The following is a 19288-nucleotide window of genomic DNA, read 5'->3' as shown; positions in this document are numbered from 1 at the left end:
CCCGAGCGGCAACCGGTCCGCGACGCGAATCTCGGTGTCGAGCGGGCGCGGCGGGCGGGCCGGCGGAGCCGAAATCAAGCGCAGCCCGGCCCTACTTGTCGGGATCGAGCGTTGCAGCCGGCCGGGCGAGCCATCCGGCGCAGCGGGCCGCCCGCCCCGCGCTCGCGGTCACCGAGATCTCCCTCAGGCCGCGCTCCCATACATCAACTCGAGAATCCGCGCGGCGTTCTCTTCGATCGCTTTGCCCGTCGTGTTCACGCTGCGCCACTGCCGCGAGTTGAAGAGCCGCCGCGCCCGCTGCAGCTCCTCGGCCACCGCTTCGGGCTCGGCGTAGGTCGTGTACGGCGACGCGCCGATCTGGCGGATGCGCGCCTTGCGAATCTCGAGCAGCGGGTTCGGCTCGATGATCAGCCCGATCACCTTGCGCGAATCCATCTCGAGCAGCTCGCGTGGCGGCTCGATCCCCGGGACGATCGGCACGTTGCCGGTCTTGTAGCCGCGCTGGGCGAGGTACATCGAGAGCGGCGTCTTCGAGGTGCGCGATACCCCCGCGAGCACGATGTCGGCCTGGTGCAGCGTGTGCAGGTTCGCGCCGTCGTCGTGGCGCACTGCGAACTCCACGGCTTCGACGCGGCGGAAGTACTCGTCCCCGAAGCCGTGCAGCACGCCCACCAGATGCTGCGGCGAGAGCGCGTAGTGATGCGACATCGCGTTGATCAGCGGCCCGAGCAGGTCGACCGCCGGCACGCCCATCTCGAGCGCGATCGCCCGAACCGTTTCCTTGAGGCGATCGTTCACGAGCGTGAACACCACCAGCGCGCCCGCTTCCTTCGCGCGCTCCATGATGCGGCGCACCTGCGAGTCGTGGCGCGTCTCGGCGAAGGTGCGCAGGCGGAAGCGGCGCTGGAACTGCGTCGCCGCGGCGCGCACCGCGTGCGTTCCGGTCTCGCCCGTGCCGTCCGAGAGCAGGAAGATCTCGATCTGATCGTTCGCCTGCGCCATCACGACTTGTTAGCCGCGTCGCGTTGACGCTGCATTTCTCGGCAGTCAACTTCGGTCGATGCCGTACGACCCGAAATCGATCGAATCTCGTTGGCAACGCCTTTGGACCGAGCGCGGCACCTACAAGGTCGAGATCGACCTCGCGAAGCCCAAGTACTACGTGCTCGACATGTTCCCGTACCCGTCGGGCGAAGGGCTCCACGTCGGGCATCCCAAGGGATACATCTCGACCGACGCGATCTCGCGGTACAAGCGCATGCGCGGCTTCAACGTGCTGCACCCGATGGGCTGGGACGCGTTCGGGCTTCCCGCCGAGCAGCACGCGATCAACACCGGCACCCATCCGGCCGCGACCACGAAGCGCAACACGGAGAACTACAAGCGTCAGCTCGCGTCGCTCGGCCTCTCGTATGACTGGAGCCGCGAGATCGACACGACCGATCCCGGCTACTACCGCTGGACGCAGTGGATCTTCTCGAAGCTGTACGAGCGCGGCCTCGCGTACCTCGCTGAGGTGCCGGTGAACTGGTGCCCGGCATTGGGGACCGTGCTCGCCAACGAAGAAGTCATCGACGGCAAGAGCGAACGCGGCGGGCACCCCGTCGTGCGCATGCCGATGCGTCAGTGGATGCTGCGCATCACGAGCTACGCCGAGCGGCTGCTCAGCGATCTCGACGAGCTCGATTGGCCCGAGCACATCAAGAAAATGCAGCGCGACTGGATCGGGCGCTCCGAGGGCGCGCGCGTGCGCTTCACGCTGCCGGACCACTCGAAGCAGTCGATCGAGGTGTTCACGACGCGCCCCGACACGCTGTTCGGCGCGACCTACATGGTGCTCGCGCCCGAGCATCCGCTCGTTGCGGCGATCACGACGCCGGCTCAGCGCGGCGCGGTCGACGCGTACGTCGCGGAGGCCGCGCGCAAGAGCGAGCGCTCGCGCATGGCGGACGCGGACGAGAAGACGGGCGTGTTCACCGGCGCGTACGCCACGAACCCCGTGAACGACGCGCGCATTCCCGTGTGGATCGCGGACTACGTGCTCGCGACGTACGGCACGGGCGCGATCATGGCGGTGCCAGGCCACGACGAGCGCGATTGGGCGTTCGCGAAGAGGTTCTCTCTGCCGATCGTGGAGGTGGTGCGCGGCGGTGACGTGCAGCGCGCTCCGTTCGTGGAAGACGGCGTCGCGGTGAGCTCGGGGCTGCTCGACGGCCTCGCTACCGCGGACGCGAAGAAGAAGATCACGGCGTGGCTGCAAGAGCGCGGGCTCGGCGAGGGCACGGTCTCGTACAAGCTGCGCGACTGGCTGTTCAGCCGGCAGCGCTACTGGGGCGAGCCGTTCCCGGTGATTCATCTCGAGGACGGCACGACCAAGCTCGTGCCCGAGTCCGACCTGCCCGTGATGCTGCCCGACCTCGACGACTTCCGGCCGACGGGCGAGTTCGAGACGCCGCTCTCGCGTGCAAAGGCGTGGATCGAGACGACCGACCCCGCCACCGGAAAGCGCGCTCGCCGCGATTCGAACACGATGCCGCAATGGGCGGGCAGCTGTTGGTACTACCTGCGCTTCGCCGACCCCCGTAACAACTCGGCAGCGTGGTCGCAGGAAGCCGAGCGCTACTGGCTGCCGGTCGACCTCTACGTCGGCGGCGCGGAGCACGCGGTGCTCCACCTGCTCTACTCGCGCTTCTGGCACAAGGTGCTCTACGACTGCGGTCTCGTTCACACGAAAGAGCCGTTCGCGAAGCTGCTCAATCCCGGGCAGATCCTCGGATACAGCTATCGCTACTACGACGACAATCTGAGCGACGACGCGAGCGTGAAGCCGCGCGTGTTCCCCGCTTCGGCAGTGCGCCTCGAGGGTGAGCGAGCCACCGCCGTCGCGACGGGGCAAGAGGTGAAGGCGCGCTGGGTGAAGCTCCAGCAGATTCGGCGCGCGCCGGACGGCACGCCGCTTCACCCGACGATCGACGACCTGCCGCTCGAGGAAGTGATCGAGCGCATGGCGAAGAGCCGCGGCAACACCGTCTCGCCCGACGAAGTGATCGCCGAGTTCGGCGCGGACTCGATGCGGCTCTACGAGCTGTTCATGGGACCGCTCGAAAAAGGCGCGCCGTGGTCGACCGACGGCATTCCTGGCTGCCTGCGCTTCTTGCAGCGCAGCTACCGCCTGTTCGTCGACGAGGACGCCGCGGGCGAGCCCACGCGCACGCTCGCGCCGGGCATGGGCACGCCCGAGCAGGCGCGCCTGACAGCTCAGACGATCGCCGGCGTCACGGAAGACATGGACGCGGTGCAGCCCAACACCGCGATCGCGAAGCTGATGGTGTGGGCGCGCGATATCGCGAAGGACGCGCCGCTGCCGCGCGAGGCGGGCGAGGCGTTCCTGCGCATGCTCTCGCCGTTCGCGCCGCATCTCGCCGACGAGCTATGGGCGCGCCTCGGGCACGGGCGCGAAGTCGTCCTCGAAGCGTGGCCGGTCGCAGATGCGGCGCTGCTCGTGGCCGACACGGTGCAACTGCCGGTGCAGGTGAACGGGAAGCTGCGCGACACGATCGAGGTGGCGGCGGGCGCGAGCGAGGACGCGATTCGCGCAGCAGCGCTCGCGGCGCCGAACGTCGCGAGACATCTCGCTGGGCGCGCGCCGAAGAAGGTGATCGTGATTCCCGGCCGGCTCGTGAACGTGGTCGGGTGAAGCTCGCGTGAAGCGCGGCGCACGCATCGCCGCGTTCTCGGCGCTCGGCTTGTTGGGAGCAGCTGCGATCTGCGTCGCGCTCGCCTGGTGGCAACGCTGCGCGCTGGCCGAGTGGCTCGCGCTGCGCGAGCTCGCGGCGCGCGGGGTGCCCGCGCAGCTGCGCGTCGAGCGCCTCGATCTGCGCGGGGCGGAGATCGCTGGCGTGAGGCTGGGTGCGGCGCCCGATCTCGCGCTAGAGCACGCTGCGCTCGCGTGGTCGCGCGAGGGCATTCGCGCCGGCCGCGTCGACTCGATCACGCTGCGCGGCGTGCGCCTGCGCGCGCGCATCGACGCGAAGGGCGTGCAGCTGGGCGCGATCGACACGCTCATCGCATCGCTGCCCGAGAGCGCCGGCGACGAGCCGCTCGCGCTGCCGTTCCTCGAAGCGCAGCTCGAGGACGCGGAGGCGGTGATCGAGTCGCCGCAAGGGACGCTCCGCGTTCGCGCGGACGGCAGCGCGCAGCCGGAAGGCGACACCGTGCGCGCGACGCTCACGCTGCACGGCGAGTCGCCGCAGGGCGCGATCGACTTCGGCGGCGGCGCGACGTACGGGCTCGCATCGGAGGAGATCGCCGCGGCCGGCGCCCTCGGCGGCGTGACGCCGTGGGGGCGCGCGGACGGCCTCGTGCGCGCGATGGGGACGCTCGCCGAGCTGCGCGTCGAGTTCTCAGGGAGCGTGATGCCCGCGGAGTCGACGGGCGTGAGCGCGAGCGAGCCGATCGCGGTGGAAGGCGCCGGCACGCGCGATGCGGCGGGCGTGATCGCGGGCGAGGCGACGCTCGCCATGAACGGCCTCGCGTGGGACGACACGCTGCGCGCGGGCGAGGCCAGCGTGAAGGCGCGTCTCGCGGGAGACTCGGGCGAAGCGACGGCATCCGCGCGCGAGATCGAGCTGCCCGGCCTCGCGCGCGTCGCGAGTGCGGAGGTGAACGCGCGCTTTGCGGCGGACGCGTCGAGTGCGGAGGCAGACCTCGCGCTGCGCGAGATCGCGCTGGGCGAGCGGTTACGGGCGCCCGAGGCGCACGTGAAGGCGCAGCTTGCCGCGGGCGGCGCGCTCACCGCGCACGTCGAGGCGCCGCGCGCGCTCGCACCCGAGCTCGCGCGGCTCGATGGCGTGAGGGTGGACGCGCGCTGGGCCGCGGAAGAGCTGAGCGCCGGCATCGCCGTCGCGAAGCTCGTGGAGCTGTCGCAGCCCGCGCTGATCGCGCCACTGCGCGTCGAGGCCAGCGTCGCGGGCCCGCTCGATCGACTCGCGATTCGCGGCAAGGCGCTCACGCCCGGCGACGGCTTCACGTTCGATTGGAGCGGCGCGCTCGAGCCCGCACGCGAGCGGCTCGAGCTGCGCATCGTCCTCGCCGAGACGGACGTCGCGCCGAAGACGCGCCAGCTACAGCGCGTGTTTCCGTTCCTCGCCGGAGTCATTACAGGCGCGGCGGGCAAGCTGGGCGGCGAAGCGCTCGCCTCCTACGAGAACGACACGCTCGGCGCGAGCGCGCTGGTCGCCCTGAACGGCCTCGATCTGCGCACGGTGCACGGCACGCTGCGCGGCCTGATGGGCGTGATCTCGGTGACCGAGCCCGATCCGCTCGTGACGCCGCCGGGCCAGCTGCTGTTCATGAGCGGCGCCGATGTCGGCGTTCCACTCGCTGCCGGCACCGTGCGCTTCGAGCTGCGCCGCGACGGGATTCTGCGCATCGAGCGCGGCGAGTGGGAGCTCGCGGGAGGCAAGCTCACGCTCGAGGGCGAGATCGACCTCCAGGCCGAGGAACAGCGCGCCGAGCTGCGCGCGAGCGGCGTGCAGCTCGAGAAAATGCTCGAGGCGCTCGACTTCGAGGGCCTCGGCGGCACGGGCATCCTCGAAGGCGTGATCCCGGTGCGCGTCGCCGGCGAGCACACGCGCATCGAGAACGGCGTGCTGCGTGCGACGGGCGACGGCGTCGTGCGATTCACGTCCGGGGCCGGCGCCGATGCGCTCGTGAAGAAGCAGCCCGCGATCTCGCCCGTGCTCGGGGCGCTGGCGGACCTTCACTACGACGAGCTCACGCTCACGCTGAACGGCGACGCGGCCGATAGGCTCGACGTCAAGATTCAAGTGAAGGGGCGCAACCCGAATTATCAGAAGGGCCGCCCCGTCGTACTCAACGTGAACGTCGATCTCCGGCAAGTCTGCTGCAGGCGATGATGCAAACCGCTGAGCTGACCGGGACGACGGCGCCGGAATCGGTTCTCGAAGCGCTCAAAGCGCTCGCAACGGAGAAGCAATGAAACGAGCGATCGTCGTCGCCGCCCTCGCCGCACTGCTCGCGGGCTGCACGCACAACGTGAACGTGAGGGCCGAGGAGCCGATCACGATCAACCTGAACATCAAGATCGAGCACGAGATCCGCATCAAGGTGGACAAGGAGCTCGATGACCTGTTCAAGGCGGAGCCGGGCATCTTCTGACGAAACGCTCCCGGAATTCGCTCACGCTCGGAGGCTGACATGACCACGAAGAAGAAGTTCTCGCTCGTCGCGCTCTTTCTCGCGATCGCGCTGCCCGTGCTCGCGCTCGACCTCGACGAGGCGCGCGCGAAGGGCGCCATCGGCGAGCGCGCGGACGGCTACGTCGCCGCGGTGAAGGACGAACCCTCGAAGGAAGTGAAGGCGCTCGTCGCCGACGTGAATGCGAAGCGTCGCGCACACTACGAGGAGATCGCGAAGCGCAACGGCGCGCCGGTCGAGGCGGTCGCGATGCTCGCCGGACAGAAGCTCGTCGCCGGGGCCGCATCGGGGCAGTACGTCGACAACGGAGGCGGCTGGACCAAGAAGCCGTAGCGACGCCGACTCGGAGGTGCGCCGGCGCGGCTCACGCCCGCCGGCGTCTCTATTTGGGGGCGTCGCTCGGCGCGTTCGCCTTGCGCACCACCCACCAGATGCCAGCGCCCAGCGCGATGAGCGGCATCGCAGTCATCACGAGCGTGGTGATCAGGTATGCGATGCGGCTCTCGTCGCGGCCGGAGAAGCACACGGCGCAGGCCAGCGCTTGCTGCGCGGGCAGCGTGATGAGCGCGGCGGCGGTGAGAAGCTTGCGCATGGCTAGAAGTAAACCTGCCAATAGAGCAGCGGCCAGAGGCCGACCACGAAGTACCAGAACACGCGCACGGCCTGGAAGGTGCTCACGGCGAGCACGCCCGTGCGGAGGCGGCGGTAGGCCCAGCCGAGCGAGAGGATCGCAGCGACGCAGTGCAGCGCGTGGATGCCGATGACGAGGTAGAAGAACGCCCCGTGCTGGCTCGACGTCATGCGCAGCCCCTGCGAGAGCAGCTGCGCCCACTCGAAGCCTTGGAACAGCACGAAGAAGGAGGCGAGCGCGAGCGCCGCGAGCATCGGCTTGGCCGCGCTGCGCTGTTCCTTGCGATGCGCGCGGCCCGCGAACCAGAGCACGATGCCCGACGCGAGCAGCGCCGCGGTGTTGATCGCGGTCTCCTCCGCAGGAAGCCGCGGCTGCCCCGGCGGCGGCCAGCCGAGCAGCGAACCCGCGCGCGCGATCGAAAACGCGCTGATCAGGCCCGCGAACAGCATCGCCTCGCTGAAGACGAACATGCCCATGCCGAGCACGGCGCTCGGAATCGCGGGCTGCGGCCGCGTCTCGGTGATGACGCGCAGCGGGACGCCGGTACCGGTACGGCTCTGCATGTTGTGGGCCTCCCGGGGGAGAAGGCCGATGCGCGCCTAGTGGTGCGCTTCGGGGTTCAGCGCTCGCTCGGGAATCACACCGTGCGGGCTCGGTTTCACCCAGTTCGCGCCCTCGTGTTCCATCACGTCGGGCGCCGTGCCGGCGTAGAAGAGCAGCATGAACACGAGCACCGTACCGAGCATGTACATGACGAACTTGGGCTGAACGGTCACGTGCATGAAGTTCTTCGCCACCAGCCAAGCCTTGTAGATCGCGATTCCGAACGCGGTCAGCAGCGTGATGTTACGCGCCAGCGAGGTGGAGATTGCGCCACGGTCGTGCAGTGCGACGCCCACGATGGGGCCGAGGAAGCTGATGATCAGCAGCACGAGCAGGAGCACCCAGACCCGGAAGTAGTGCTTCTCGTGATCCGCGTGTGCGTCGTGATCGGCGTGCGCCTGGTCAGACATGCGTCACCTATTTCGCGATGTAGAGGAGCGGGAAGAGGAAAATCCAGACGAGGTCGACGAAGTGCCAGTAGATCCCGGCGTTCTCGACCCGGTGCAGGTACTTGCCCTTGGCGGCGTCCACCGCGACGACGGCCATCGCGATCATCCCGGCGATGACGTGCGACGCGTGGATGCCGGCCGCGGTGTAATAGAACGCCCAGAACGAGCTCGACGAGATCGTCATGCCGTGGGTGATCTCGATCGTCCACTCGTAGGCCTTGATGCAGAGGAACATCGCGCCGCCGCCGATCGTGTACCAAAGCCGGCGTGCCGCGAGCTTGCCGTCGCCGCGCTCGGCCGCCGCGTGCGCGAGCACTGCGAACAGGCTCGAAGTCAGCAGTACGAACGTGTTCGTGAGGCCGATCCACACGTTCGTCGCCGCCGCTTCGTTCGCCCACCAGTCGTGGGAGAGGCGGTGCATGATGTACGAGCAGAGGACGCCGCCGAAGATCACGATCTCGGAGGCGAGCAGCCACCACACGGCGAGCGTGCCGGTCGGCACTCCCGTGACGCTGCGCGACGTTGCAATCGGAGTCATCGGAGTTCGATCTCCCCTAACAGGTGAGGACGACTAGGCCGGCTGGTTTTGCGGCCAGAAGTCTTCCTTGCGGTCCGGATGGCTGTACTCGTACGGGCCGCGGTAGCAGTTCGGCAGCTCCGCGAAGTTGCCGTGCGGCGGCGGCGACGGGCACTGCCACTCGAGCGTATTGGCGTTGTACGGGTTCGGCCCCGCCACCGCGCCGCTCTTCATGCTCTTGAAGAAGTTGTAGATGAAGATCAGCTGCGCGAGCAGCATGATGACGAGCGATATCGTCGCGAACTCGCGCACCGGCTGATACTTCCAGAGGTCGTCGAAGAGCTCGTAGCTGTAGATGCGGCGGTGCTCACCGAACAGGCCGAGTAAGAAGAGCGGGATGAAGATGCAGTTGAACGGGATGATCGTCAGCCAGAAGTGAATCTTGCCGAGCGTTTCGTCCAGCATCCGCCCGAACATCTTCGGGTACCACATCGTCACGCCCGCGTAGGTCCCGATGATCGCGATCGGGAAGAACGTGTAGTGGAAGTGGGCGAGCACGAAGTACGTGTCGTGGAAGTAGATGTCGCTGCCGGCGGTGCCGAGGTAGATGCCGGTCACGCCGCCGATCAGGAACGTCGCCATGAAGCCGAGCGCCCACAGCATCGGCGTCGAGAGCGTGATCGAGCCCTTGTAGAGAGTGGCGATGTAGACGAAGCACATCTCCGCGATCGGCACCGAGATCATCAGCGTCGTGATCGTGAAGACGTTCGCCATGCGCGGGTCGATGCCCGAGATGAATTGGTGGTGCGCCCACACCGTGAAGCTGAGGATGCCCGTGCCGAACATCGTGTAGAGCACGGTGCGGTACCCGAACAGCTTCTTGCGCGCGAACACGCACATCACTTCGGCCACGATGCCCATCGCGGGCAGCAGCACGACGTACACCTCGGGGTGGCCGAAGAACCAGAACAGGTGCTGCCAAAGAACCGGGTCGCCGCCCTTCGCGGGATCGAAGAAGCCGGTGCCGATGTTCTGGTCGAACACGAGCATGATCGCGCCGGCGATCAGCGGGCCGACCGAGGCCATGAACAGGATCGACGCGATCACGATCGTCCAGACCACGATCGGGATGTCGTAGAGCTTCATCCCCGGCGCGCGCGAGTTCATCGCGGTGGTGATGAAGTTGATGCCGCCTAACAAGAACGCGACGAACTCGAGGCCGACCGCCACGACCCAGAGCGTCGAGCCCATCGGCGTGAGGTTGAAGTTCCCCACGGCCGAGAGCGGCGGATAGGCCGTCCACGCGCCGCCGAAGCCGCCGCCTTCGACGAAGAAGCTCGCGATCAGCACGATCGCCGACAGCAGGAAGATCTGATACGAGAGCCGGTTCAGCTTCGGGAACACCATGTCGTCGCAGCCGACCATCAGCGGGATCAAGAAGTTCCCGAAGGCGGCCACCAACACCGGCATCGCGACCCAGAAGATCATGATCGTGCCGTGGTTGGTGACGAGCATGTTGTAGTCGGCGGGCGTCACCATGCCGAAGCCCGGCACGTCCATGCCGGGAAACGCGTTCTGCATGCGGAACACGTAGGCGAAGAAGCCGCCGATCAGCGCCATGAACATGCCCGTGAACAGGTATTGCATGGCGATCATCTTGTGGTCGGTGGACCACAGATACTTCATGAAGAAGCTTTGCTCGTGGTGGCCGTGATCGTCCTGACCGTGAGCGTGCTCGACTGCGTGGGCCATGGTGTGCCTCGTCCCTAACTAGTTCGCCGCGATCCGCGCGACGGGCGCGTTCGCCTGCATCCAAGCCGTGTGCGTGGCGGCGTCCTGCACGTGGATCTTGGCGGGCATCAGGCCGTGGCCGATGCCACAGATCTCCGCGCACTGGATCTCGTACGTGCCGACCGCGTTCGCATCCATCCAGCCCTTGATCACACGGCCGGGCACGGCGTCCTGCTTGAGGCGCATCGCCGGCACCGAGAAGCTGTGCAGCACGTCGCGCGACTCGAGCTCCCACACGTACTGCTGGTTCGCCTGGATGTGGAGATCGTCGACGCTCTTGATGTCGTCGTCTGTGCCGAGCTGACCGTCGAGGCCCGGATGCACGAAGCTCCACGCCCACTGCTGGGCGACGACCTTGATGTGCGGCACGGGTTCCGGCGGCAGCGAGAGCTTCACGTCGTGCCACACCGAAATGCCGATCACGACGATGAACACGTCGAACACGAGCACTGCCGCGTGCGGCCGGCTGATCCACTTGTGCAGCTCCGGCTCCTCGCCGGTGATGTAGGCGGCCTTCGGCGAGTTCTGCTTGCGGTACTTGAAGATGAAGTAGAAGAACACCGCTTCGGTGAGGATGAACCAGAAGCCGACGAGCACCGTGACCCAGCCGATCACGCCGTCGATGCTCTTCGCGTAGCTCGAGAGCGCCGGAAGGCCGGTGAAGTTGAAGATGTCGAGCTGGAGAATCGACTCGATGAAGTCCATACGGGCCTCAGTTCAAAATGATGTAGAAGGCCGCCGCGATCCACGCCGCGAGGCCGCCCATCGTCAGCCAGAACGAGTTCGAGACGAGCTCTTCGGGCGATTTCAGCGGGTTCGCCATCGTGGGGCTCCTACTTCTTGAGGGTCGAGATGAAAGCGACCACGTCCTTCACGGCCTGGTCGTCGGCGAGCACGTTCGACATGCCCGCCATCGTGGCGCCGAACGGATCGTTCGGGCCGTCGTAGCCGCGCGTCATCGCCTTGTACTTCTTCATCGAGGCGACGAGGTACCAGTCGCTCTGTCCGACGAGCGGCGGCGCGCTCTGCGGCTCGCTGCCTTCGCCCTGCATGCCGTGGCAGGAGCCGCATAGTGCCCACTGCGCTTCGCCCGCGGCCACGTTGCCGCCCTCGATCGTAGGCGGCGGGTTCGTCGCCGGCATCGCGCCGACGTAGGCGGCGACATCGCGAATGTTCGCGTCGACCTCGCTCGAGATCGGCGCCTCGCCCTTCGCGACGCGATCGGCGCGAGCAGCCGCGATCAGCCACAGCGACATCGGCCGCATGCGCAGGCCCTCGCGGTCGTAGAAGTGCTTGCCGCGCAGGCCGTTCGAGAACTTCACGACCTGAGCCTGTACGTACCACGCAGGCATGCCGGCGATCGCAGGCGCGCCGAGCGCTTGATTGCCCTCCCCTGCGTTGCCGTGGCACTGAGCGCACAGCGTGAACAGCTTGGCTCCGTGGGCCACGTTCGCCTCTTGCGCAGCCGCGAGCGTGGGGAAACCGAGAAGTGCGCCTGCGATGAAGCAGACTGCGAGCGAGCGAGTGAACGTCATGATGATCCTTGCACGCGTGTTCTCGAAGGCGCACGCGCGCGGCGGACTCATCGAATCACAGCGGCGCGCCCGCCGAGAAGCGCGCGCAGTTTGAGGTGACCCCCCTCGATTTTCAAGGGATGCGCCGCGGAAAACGTGTGCGAAACGGGCCGTTTGCGCGCGATCTCGGCGTTCTCGCCGAGGCGAGAAGCCTCTCCTCGCTGAGAACGCAAGCGCAGCGTGCCGTAGGCGAGCGAAGTCAGCGCGATAGCGGCGGATTCAGGTGGTAGAGCAGGACGTAGATCGCGACGCCGGTGATCGACACGTACATCCAGATCGGCCACGCGATGCGCGCGAGACTGCGGTGGCGCGCGATTTCTCCGCGCAGGCCGAAGCGAATCAGCGCGAGCGCAAGAAATGGCACGCAGGCTGCCAGCACTACGTGGCTCGCGAGCAGCGCGAGGTACGCGGTCTTGGCGGCGCCCTCTGCGTTGAACGTGGTGTTCTCGAACGAGCGCGCCGCCTTGTGCGCGACGTAGAAGACGAGGAACAGGCTCGAGACGCCGAACGCCGCGAGCATCGTGCGCCGGTGCGCCTCGACCTGGCCGCGCTTCACGAGCATGCGGCCGCGGATCAAGAGCACGGTCGCGACGGCGTTCAGCGACGCGTTGACCGCGGGCAGCGACGAGAGGTCCACCGCGGCCGCTCTACGCGAGCAGCGGCGCTGCGAGCAGGTCCGCCAGCATCGCGACGAACAGCAGCGCGAGGTACGCGAGCGACACGCGGAACACGCGCTGCGCCGCGGCGTCGCTGCGCTCGCGGATGAGTCGCACGCCGACCCAGGTGAACCAGGCGCCGAGCACGACCGCGGCGCTCAGATAGATGGGACCGAGCAGGCCGAGCGGCGCGGGCAGGATCGTCACCGGCAAGAGGCCGAGCGTGTACCAGAGCATCCGCCAGCGCGTGCGCTCGTCGCCGACGACGGCGGGCATCATCGGAATGCCCGCCGCGGCGTAGTCGCCCTTGCGGTAGAGCGCGATCGCCCACACGTGCGGCGGTTGCCAGAAGAACACGATCGAGAACAGCAGCAGGCCCGGCCAGCCGACACTGCCATTCACCGCGGCGTCCGCGATCAGCGGCGCTGCAGCGCCCGCGGCGCCGCCGATCACCGCGTTGTAAGGCGTGCGCGGCTTCAGCCAGATCGTGTAGACGAACACGTAGAACAGAATCGACGCGACGCCGAGCAGCGCCGCCGGCGCGCCCGCGATGAGCTGCAGCGCGAGGGTCGAGAGCACCGACAGCGCGAGCCCGAACACGAGCGCCGCGCGCGGCGCCATCTCGGCCGTGGGCAGCGGGCGCGTGCGCGTGCGCTCCATCAGCGCGTCGCGGTCGCGCTCCACGTACATGTTGAGCGCGTTCGCCGCCGAAGCCGCGAGCGAAATCGCAACGAGCACCGCGAGGCTCTCCGCGAACCCCGGCCGCTGCGGCGCCATCAACAACACCGGCAGCGCCGTGAAGATCACGAGCGGCAGAATCCGCGGCTTCGTCAGCGCAACGTAGTTCCCGACCGTGCGAGCGAACGAGCGCGCAGAACCATGCACAGAAGCTGCGCTCATTGGGGGGACGCTCCGACGCGAAGGCGCCAAGAATTACGCGCAGCCCCGCGCTTTGCGAGCCCCGCACGCTCCGCGAGCCGAGTCCTCGACGGCGAGCCCTCCACCTCCGCGAGCCGAGTCTTCGACGGCTCGCCTGCCCCGCGCCACCGCCACGCCAGAACAACCTCGAAGTCGCACGCAACTCCCAGCCACGTCGGCCGAGACCGCAAGCGAAGCGCGCAGCATCGGGCGAGTCTTCGAGCCTGATGCGGAGTAAACCGGGCTAGAGCTGGCGAGGCCCCGCCGAGGCACCACGCCCCGCACGCCCCAACACCCCATGACCCCCACCGACCTGGCCCTAGTCCTCGCCAGCGCAGTGCTCCACGCCGCGTGGAGCACTGCGATCAAGGGCGCGCGCGACCCGCTCGCGTTCGGCGCCGCCGAGCACGCCGCGCAGGTCCCCCTCGCGCTCGTCGCGCTCGCGTTCGTCGATCTGCGCGATCTCACGCCCGCCGTCTGGTGGCTGCTCGCGGCGACCGGTCTCGCGCACGGGCTCTACGGCTACTGGATGAGCCTCGCCTACGCGCGCGCCGAGCTGACCCGCGTGTACCCGATCATCCGCTCCACGCCGGCGCTGCTGCCGCTCGTCGCGATTCCGCTCGGCGAAAGCGTCACCGAGCTCGGCGCGCTCGGCATCGCGATCGTGGTCGGCGGCGTGTGGCTCGTGTACGGCGACGCGCTCGCGCTGCGCCGCCTCTTCGCGCCCGAGCTCGTGTACGCGTGGCTCACGCTCACCACCACCGTCGCGTACTCGCTCACCGACAAGTTCGCGATGGCCGAGCTCGCCGCGCTCGACTGGCGCGGCGCGCTGCCGCGCGCGCTCGCGTGGTACGCGTTCACCGTGCTCGCGGGCGGCGCGGTGCGCTTCCCGCTGACGCTGCAGCGCGTCGGCGCGCGCGCGGTGTTCGAGGCGGGCCGCGCGGCGCCGGGGCGCGTTTTGTTCTCGATCGTCGGCGGCGTCGTCGGCTACGGCCTGATCCTGCACGTGCTGCAGACCGCGAGCGCGAGCTACGTCGTCGCGGTGCGCCAGCTCTCCGTGCTGTTCGCCGCGCTGATCGCGATGCGCTTCCTCGGCGAGAAGCCGAGCGCGCAGCGGCTCGCGGGCGCGACGCTGACGGTCGTGGGCGTGGCGCTGATCGCGGTGTTCGGGTGAGCGCGGCGCCGCGCGGCGATTCCGCGCTCGCGCGAGTGCAGCGCGCGGTGCTCGGCGCGCTCGCTGCGTGGGGCGTGCGCGCGCTCGGCGCGACCTGGCGCGTCGAGCGCTCCGGCGCCGAGCCCGCGCGAGCTCCGTTCGTGCTCGTGACGTGGCACCAAGGTCTGCTCGTTGCCGCATTCGTGCTGCGCGACCGCGGGCTCTGGGTGCCGCTCAGCCTGAGCCGCGACGGCGAGCTCGCGCAGGGCTTCCTCGCGCGCATGGGCTTCGCGCGCTCGCCGCGTGGCTCGAGCTCACGCGGCGGCAGCGCGCTCCTGCGCGAGATGATCCGCCGCGTGCGCGCGGGCGAGAGCGGCGGCGTGCTGCCCGACGGCCCGCGCGGCCCCGCGCTCGAGCTGAAGCCCGGCGTGCTCGCACTCGCCGAGGCCACGGGCGTGCCGCTAGTGCCGGTGGGCATCGCCGCGCGTCCGGCCGCGCGCCTCGGCAGCTGGGACCGCGCGCTGCTTCCGCGCCCGTTCGCGCGCGTGCAGCTGCACTACGGCGCCGCGCTCGAAATTCCGAGAAGTTCGGACGCTGCGGCGCTGGAGGCTGCGCGCGCCCGGCTCACGTACGAGCTGAATCGCGCGCTGCACGCCGCACAGGAACGACTCGCGAGCCCCTGACGAATGCCTGCCCTTGCTCCCGGACTCCGTGCTGACCCCGCTCGGCTCCCCCTCGCTGCGCGCGGCGAAGCGCCGCTTGCTGGATCGATTCGCCTGCTCACCGCGAACTTGTGGAGTGAAGCCGCCGATCCGGTCGCGCTCGCGGAACAGCTCGAAGCGCTGCGCGTCGACGTCGCGTGCTTCCAGGAGCTCGGCGCGCAACAGGCTGCTGCGATCGCGCGCGTGCTCCCGCACGGCAAGCTCGAGCCGGGTGCGACGAAGCACGATCACGACGGCATGGGCATCGCCGCGCGCCGGCCGCTCGCGCCGAGTCGCATCGCGCTGCCGAAGCGCGACGCGCACCGCGCCGAGCTCGATCCGCGCGACTGGCCCGAGCTCGATGCGAAGCTCGAGCTGATCAACCTGCACATCCAGGCGCCCCACGTCTTCCCGCCCTGGCGCTCGCTCGCGCTGCGGCGCGAGCAGATCGCGCAGCTGCTCCCGCACTTCGAGGCCGCGCCCGAAACGGCGCGCATCGTGTGCGGCGACTTCAACGCCACGCCGCTCTGGCCCGTCTACCGCGCGCTCGCTTCGCGCATCCCCGATCTCGCGCTCGAGCATGCCGAGCTGCGCCGCGAGACTCCGATGCGGACGTGGGGACCGTGGTCCGGCGCGCCGCGCTTGTTACGGATCGACCACGTGCTCGGCGCCGGCGTGCTCGCGGCGAACGTGCAGGTCGTGCCGGTGCGCGGCAGCGATCACTCGGCCGTCGTGGTGGACCTCGTCTCCGAGACGTAGAGCAGCGCCGCGGACACGACCCGATCCCCGTCGCCCGCGTCAACGAGCTCCACTCGCACGGCCGCATGCCACGCGCTTCTCCCGAGCACCTCGGCGCGCGCGTGCAGCGGCTACCCCGCGCTCGACCCGATGTCGGGGTGCGCAGGAACGCGCGGTTCACTCATCGCGCGGGTTGTTACGGCAGCTTCACGCGCGCAGTGCCCAGCACGCGCGTCTCGCCCGCTTCGTTCACCACGGTGAGATCGATGTCGACGCTGCGCGTCTCGGCTTCGAGGTTCGTCACGACGCCCGTGATCGAGTGCTCGTGATCCACCAGCACCGGCGCGCGGAACACCGTGTCGATCTTCTCGAGCTCCGCGTTCTCGGCCCAGCGGTGGATCATCGCCACGAGGATCGCCTGGCTCATCACGCCGGGAACGATCGCGCCGGGCAGGCCTTCCTTGCGCGCGCCCTCGTGATCGCTGAAGCGCGGCGCCACCATCTCCGCGGCGCGGCCGAACTTGCGCACGTTCTCGATCGAGAAGTCCGGCACGAGCGGCGGGATTTCCTCACCGAACTCGACGTCCTCGAAGCGGCGCGCGGTCATCGCGCGCTCCCCTTGTCGCCGCCGGGCGGCGGTCCCCAGCCGTGCGCCGGCTCCGCACCCGGCGGTCGCTCCCGAATCACTTGGCGCGAGTCGACGATCGACACGAGGTGCCCGTCGTGGTGGAACACTTCCATGCGCGAGATCAGGAAGATCATGCGGCCCGTGCGGCCCGTCTTCTCGTAGATCTCGTGCAGGTGGCTCTTGCCCACGAGCGTGACGCCGGCGCGAATCGGCGCCTGCGGCATCACCGCCTTCCCGCCGTCGAGCGGCAAGCCGATCTTCGGGAAGTCGGCAGGCAGCATGCGGCGCCCGTGGAAGCGCGCGGGGAACGTCGGCACCGCGCGAAAGTCGGGATGCGACGGGTCGGTGTAGTACGGCGCGGTCTCGCCCACGGAGACGGCGAAGTCGACCATCGCCTCCGCGCGCACCGGGAAGTCCTTCTCGTCGAACTCCTTGTTGAGGTACTTCGCCTTCAGCTCTTCGATTTCCACGAGATCGCCTCGAATTCTCCGGCGCGCAGCGCCTCGACGAGCTCGCCTTCGCTGCGCAACGCGCTCGGAAAGCGCGTCGCGCAGCGGCCGATGTGGCTGACGATGTGCGCGTCGCTGCCGCCGATGCCGAGGTAGCCCATGCGCTCGGCCATCGCCCGCGCGTCTTCGTCCTCGGTGCCGCGGCTGCCGCCGTTCAGCGTCTCGATGATTCGCACGCCCGCGGGCACACCGAGCTTCTCTGCGTGCGCGCACATTCCCACGCGCGGGCGGCCCGGATGACACGGCACCGCGACGGCGCCGTGGCGCTCGCTCTCGTCGAGCACGCGCGCGAGCGGCAGCCGGATGTCGCGGAAGTCGAAGGCGCGCGTCAGCGCGTCGGTCACGCCGAACACCAGCACGTGGCCGTACTCGGTCTCGACCTCGCTCGCCTTCAGGATCGTGAGGCCGTGCTGCTGCGCGAGCGCGGAGTAGTCCGAGTCGCCGTCCCACTGACGATGCTCGGTGAGCACGAAGCCGTCGATCGGCAGCTCGCGCTTGCGGATCCACAGGCAGTAGTTCTCGACCTGCGCGCGGCCGTCGTCGCTCTTCACCGAGTGCGAGTGCAGATCGAGGATCACGCGCGCGCCCTCGCCGCTTCCGCGACGCGCGGCCACTGCGCATCGAGCTGAAGCACGAGCGCGGCCTCGTCGCCGGAGTTGTCGAGCACGACGTGCGCGCGCTTCTTGCGCTCGCCGTTCCCGAGCTGCGAGTCGATGCGCGCTTCGACCTGCGCCGCGCTCAGGCCGCCGCGCGCGACCGCGCGCGCGACCGCGACCGCGCGCTCCACGACGGCGACCCAGATCTCGTCGACGAGCGGCTCCCAGCCCGCCTCGAACAGCACCGCCGCCTCGAGCACGACCACCGCGCGCGCGTCGCTCGCGCGGATGGCCGCGATCTCCTTCTCCGCAAGGCGCCGAATCTCGGGCCACACGATGTCGGTGAGGCGCTTCAGCTCGGCGGGCTTGCCGAACACGCGCGCGCCGAGCGCCGCGCGATCGATCGTGCCGTCCGCCGCGCGCACCTCGGGGCCGAACGCGGCGATCACCTCGCGATGCGCCTGCGTGCCGGGCTCGTAGGCGCGGTGACCGAGCTTGTCCGCGTCGATGACGCGCGCGCCGCGCTGCGCGAGGTGCTTCGCGACCGTCGACTTGCCGGAAGCGATTCCGCCTGTGAGGCCGAGTACGAGCAAGCGCTGCGCTCCTGCAACCCCGCTTCGTGTGGGTGTCGCGAAGGGCGGCAGGGTATCGGCTCCGCTGCCGCGCTGCGACGACCGGCCGCCGCGCTCGGCTTGTTAGAAGCGCGACTCCAGCTGGAGCGTGAGGAACGGCGCCGGATCGTGCGTCGAGCGGCTTGCGAGGCGATCGGCGTCGCGATCGGCGATGCGAATGCGCTGCCAGAACGAGAGGCCCGCGTTCGCGGCGAGCCGCACGCGCGGGCTCAGCTGAACGCGGGCGCCGGCTCCCGCGGAAATCTCGGTGAGGCTGAACGTCGCGGGCGCCGGACCGACGGCGGGCCCGTCGCTCGCATCGAGGCGGTAGCGATCGGTGCGCCCGCCGGCGAACGCGATCAGGTCGAGGTCGTCGCTGAGCTCGTACGCGAGGCGCAGCGTCGCGCTGTCGAGGCGCAGCTGCAGGTCGTCGCGAATCTGCCAGCGCACGCGCAGGTACGGCCACACGAAGGCGCCGCTGCGATCGAGCTTCGTGCCGAGCTTTATGCCGGCGAGGATCTCGAGGTCGTCGCTGTGCGTGTAGCCGACCACGAACACGCTGCCGCCCTTCAGCCCATCCTCGAGGTCGGCGCCCACTTCGAGCTTGGCCGACAGATACGGCTGCGCGCCGAGCCACCAATGATCGGTCACGCGGCGGCGCGCGCCGATGCGAAAGGTCGACTCGACGAGGTCGCGCGGCGCCGCGCCGCCCGGCAGAAATGCCCCTTCGTCCTCGTAGCGCGGCCCTTCGTACTCGAGCGACCAGGAGGCCGCGCCGACCCAGTCGTCCGAGAGCGGGCCTTCGAGCGAGACGAGCCCGTGCGCGCGCACGAAGCTCACCTCGGCGGCGCCGTAGTCGACGCTGTGAACACCGTCGACGGAGAGTCGCGCGCGCAAGCCGTCGGTCCACGCTCGATCCTCGGCGCGCGCTCTCTGCACGAGAACCATCAGCGCAATCGTCGTCAGCGCGCACGGCCTGCGCATGCACACCTCG

Annotated in this window: 22 protein-coding genes; 7 read left to right on the top strand and 15 right to left on the bottom strand. The window is 69.2% G+C overall.

The genetic code is table 11. The features are described from left to right. Positions 1–183 precede the first annotated feature (183 nt). On the bottom strand, positions 184–1002 hold the full coding sequence (locus FJ091_02685; protein ID MBM4382255.1) for a kinase/pyrophosphorylase: 819 nt from the start codon (positions 1000–1002) through the stop codon (positions 184–186). 58 nt (positions 1003–1060) lie between these two features. On the opposite strand from FJ091_02685, the gene FJ091_02680 reads away from it, so the two are divergent. The 4 genes from FJ091_02680 to FJ091_02665 all read left to right on the top strand — a co-directional run bounded on the left by FJ091_02680 (position 1061) and on the right by FJ091_02665 (position 6552). Next, positions 1061–3697 (top strand): leucine--tRNA ligase, encoded by a 2637-nt coding sequence (locus FJ091_02680; protein MBM4382254.1) that lies wholly within the window; start codon positions 1061–1063, stop codon positions 3695–3697. A gap of 7 nt (positions 3698–3704) precedes the next feature. After that, entirely contained in the window at positions 3705–5918 is a 2214-nt protein-coding gene (locus FJ091_02675) for a YdbH domain-containing protein (GenBank protein ID MBM4382253.1), read from the top strand. Between the two features lie 79 nt (positions 5919–5997). Further along, positions 5998–6180, top strand: a complete 183-nt coding sequence (locus FJ091_02670) for a YnbE family lipoprotein (GenBank protein ID MBM4382252.1) — start codon at positions 5998–6000, stop codon at positions 6178–6180. 39 nt (positions 6181–6219) lie between these two features. Then, complete coding sequence (locus FJ091_02665; GenBank protein ID MBM4382251.1) at positions 6220–6552, top strand: YdbL family protein; 333 nt, start codon at positions 6220–6222, stop codon at positions 6550–6552. A 49-nt stretch (positions 6553–6601) separates the two neighbouring features. Here the strand turns inward: FJ091_02665 and FJ091_02660 are convergent, their stop codons facing one another. The 9 genes from FJ091_02660 to FJ091_02620 all read right to left on the bottom strand — a co-directional run bounded on the left by FJ091_02660 (position 6602) and on the right by FJ091_02620 (position 13340). Further along, the gene (locus tag FJ091_02660; GenBank protein ID MBM4382250.1) at positions 6602–6811 is read right to left on the bottom strand and encodes a hypothetical protein; all 210 of its coding nucleotides are present in this window, start codon (positions 6809–6811) and stop codon (positions 6602–6604) included. A gap of 2 nt (positions 6812–6813) precedes the next feature. Continuing rightward, positions 6814–7413: a cytochrome c oxidase subunit 3 gene (locus tag FJ091_02655; GenBank protein ID MBM4382249.1), complete on the bottom strand. Its 600-nt coding sequence runs from the start codon at positions 7411–7413 to the stop codon at positions 6814–6816. A gap of 36 nt (positions 7414–7449) precedes the next feature. Next, positions 7450–7863 (bottom strand): hypothetical protein, encoded by a 414-nt coding sequence (locus FJ091_02650; protein ID MBM4382248.1) that lies wholly within the window; start codon positions 7861–7863, stop codon positions 7450–7452. A 7-nt stretch (positions 7864–7870) separates the two neighbouring features. Further along, complete coding sequence (locus tag FJ091_02645) at positions 7871–8440, bottom strand: cytochrome c oxidase subunit 3 (GenBank protein MBM4382247.1); 570 nt, start codon at positions 8438–8440, stop codon at positions 7871–7873. A 33-nt stretch (positions 8441–8473) separates the two neighbouring features. Beyond that, positions 8474–10171 carry a cbb3-type cytochrome c oxidase subunit I gene (locus FJ091_02640; GenBank protein ID MBM4382246.1) on the bottom strand — a complete coding sequence of 566 codons (1698 nt, stop codon included), beginning with the start codon at positions 10169–10171 and terminating at the stop codon, positions 8474–8476. Positions 10172–10189: 18 nt separating this feature from the next. Further along, a complete protein-coding gene (locus FJ091_02635; protein ID MBM4382245.1) occupies positions 10190–10915 on the bottom strand; it encodes a cytochrome C oxidase subunit II in 726 nt (241 codons plus the stop codon). 128 nt (positions 10916–11043) lie between these two features. Next, on the bottom strand, positions 11044–11745 hold the full coding sequence (locus tag FJ091_02630; protein ID MBM4382244.1) for a c-type cytochrome: 702 nt from the start codon (positions 11743–11745) through the stop codon (positions 11044–11046). Positions 11746–11983: 238 nt separating this feature from the next. Continuing rightward, complete coding sequence (locus tag FJ091_02625) at positions 11984–12421, bottom strand: DUF420 domain-containing protein (GenBank protein ID MBM4382243.1); 438 nt, start codon at positions 12419–12421, stop codon at positions 11984–11986. A gap of 10 nt (positions 12422–12431) precedes the next feature. Continuing rightward, the gene (locus FJ091_02620) at positions 12432–13340 is read right to left on the bottom strand and encodes a protoheme IX farnesyltransferase (protein ID MBM4382242.1); all 909 of its coding nucleotides are present in this window, start codon (positions 13338–13340) and stop codon (positions 12432–12434) included. Positions 13341–13656: 316 nt separating this feature from the next. Between FJ091_02620 and FJ091_02615 the strand changes: the two genes are divergently transcribed. The 3 genes from FJ091_02615 to FJ091_02605 all read left to right on the top strand — a co-directional run bounded on the left by FJ091_02615 (position 13657) and on the right by FJ091_02605 (position 15971). After that, complete coding sequence (locus tag FJ091_02615; GenBank protein ID MBM4382241.1) at positions 13657–14532, top strand: EamA family transporter; 876 nt, start codon at positions 13657–13659, stop codon at positions 14530–14532. After that, positions 14529–15194, top strand: a complete 666-nt coding sequence (locus FJ091_02610; GenBank protein MBM4382240.1) for a DUF374 domain-containing protein — start codon at positions 14529–14531, stop codon at positions 15192–15194. Before FJ091_02615 ends, FJ091_02610 begins: the two co-directional genes overlap by 4 nt. A 108-nt stretch (positions 15195–15302) precedes the next feature. Beyond that, a complete protein-coding gene (locus FJ091_02605; protein MBM4382239.1) occupies positions 15303–15971 on the top strand; it encodes an endonuclease/exonuclease/phosphatase family protein in 669 nt (222 codons plus the stop codon). Positions 15972–16146: 175 nt separating this feature from the next. Here FJ091_02605 and FJ091_02600 read toward each other — a convergent pair whose 3' ends face one another. The 5 genes from FJ091_02600 to FJ091_02580 all read right to left on the bottom strand — a co-directional run bounded on the left by FJ091_02600 (position 16147) and on the right by FJ091_02580 (position 19278). Further along, positions 16147–16557 carry a hypothetical protein gene (locus tag FJ091_02600; protein MBM4382238.1) on the bottom strand — a complete coding sequence of 137 codons (411 nt, stop codon included), beginning with the start codon at positions 16555–16557 and terminating at the stop codon, positions 16147–16149. Next, on the bottom strand, positions 16554–17048 hold the full coding sequence (locus tag FJ091_02595; GenBank protein ID MBM4382237.1) for a MaoC family dehydratase N-terminal domain-containing protein: 495 nt from the start codon (positions 17046–17048) through the stop codon (positions 16554–16556). Before FJ091_02595 ends, FJ091_02600 begins: the two co-directional genes overlap by 4 nt. Beyond that, the gene (locus tag FJ091_02590; protein MBM4382236.1) at positions 17030–17701 is read right to left on the bottom strand and encodes a PHP domain-containing protein; all 672 of its coding nucleotides are present in this window, start codon (positions 17699–17701) and stop codon (positions 17030–17032) included. The genes FJ091_02595 and FJ091_02590 overlap by 19 nt, the downstream gene beginning before the upstream one ends. Continuing rightward, complete coding sequence (locus FJ091_02585; protein ID MBM4382235.1) at positions 17662–18276, bottom strand: dephospho-CoA kinase; 615 nt, start codon at positions 18274–18276, stop codon at positions 17662–17664. The genes FJ091_02590 and FJ091_02585 overlap by 40 nt, the downstream gene beginning before the upstream one ends. 102 nt (positions 18277–18378) lie before the next feature. Next, positions 18379–19278 carry a hypothetical protein gene (locus FJ091_02580; protein MBM4382234.1) on the bottom strand — a complete coding sequence of 300 codons (900 nt, stop codon included), beginning with the start codon at positions 19276–19278 and terminating at the stop codon, positions 18379–18381. Between the last annotated feature and the right edge of the window lie 10 nt (positions 19279–19288).

It is taken from the genome of Deltaproteobacteria bacterium, assembly GCA_016875395.1.
Taxonomy (GTDB): Bacteria; Myxococcota_A; UBA9160; order UBA9160; family UBA6930; genus VGRF01.
The sequence above is the reverse complement of the archived record's forward strand: the minus strand, read 5'-3'. Positions and strand labels throughout refer to the sequence as shown.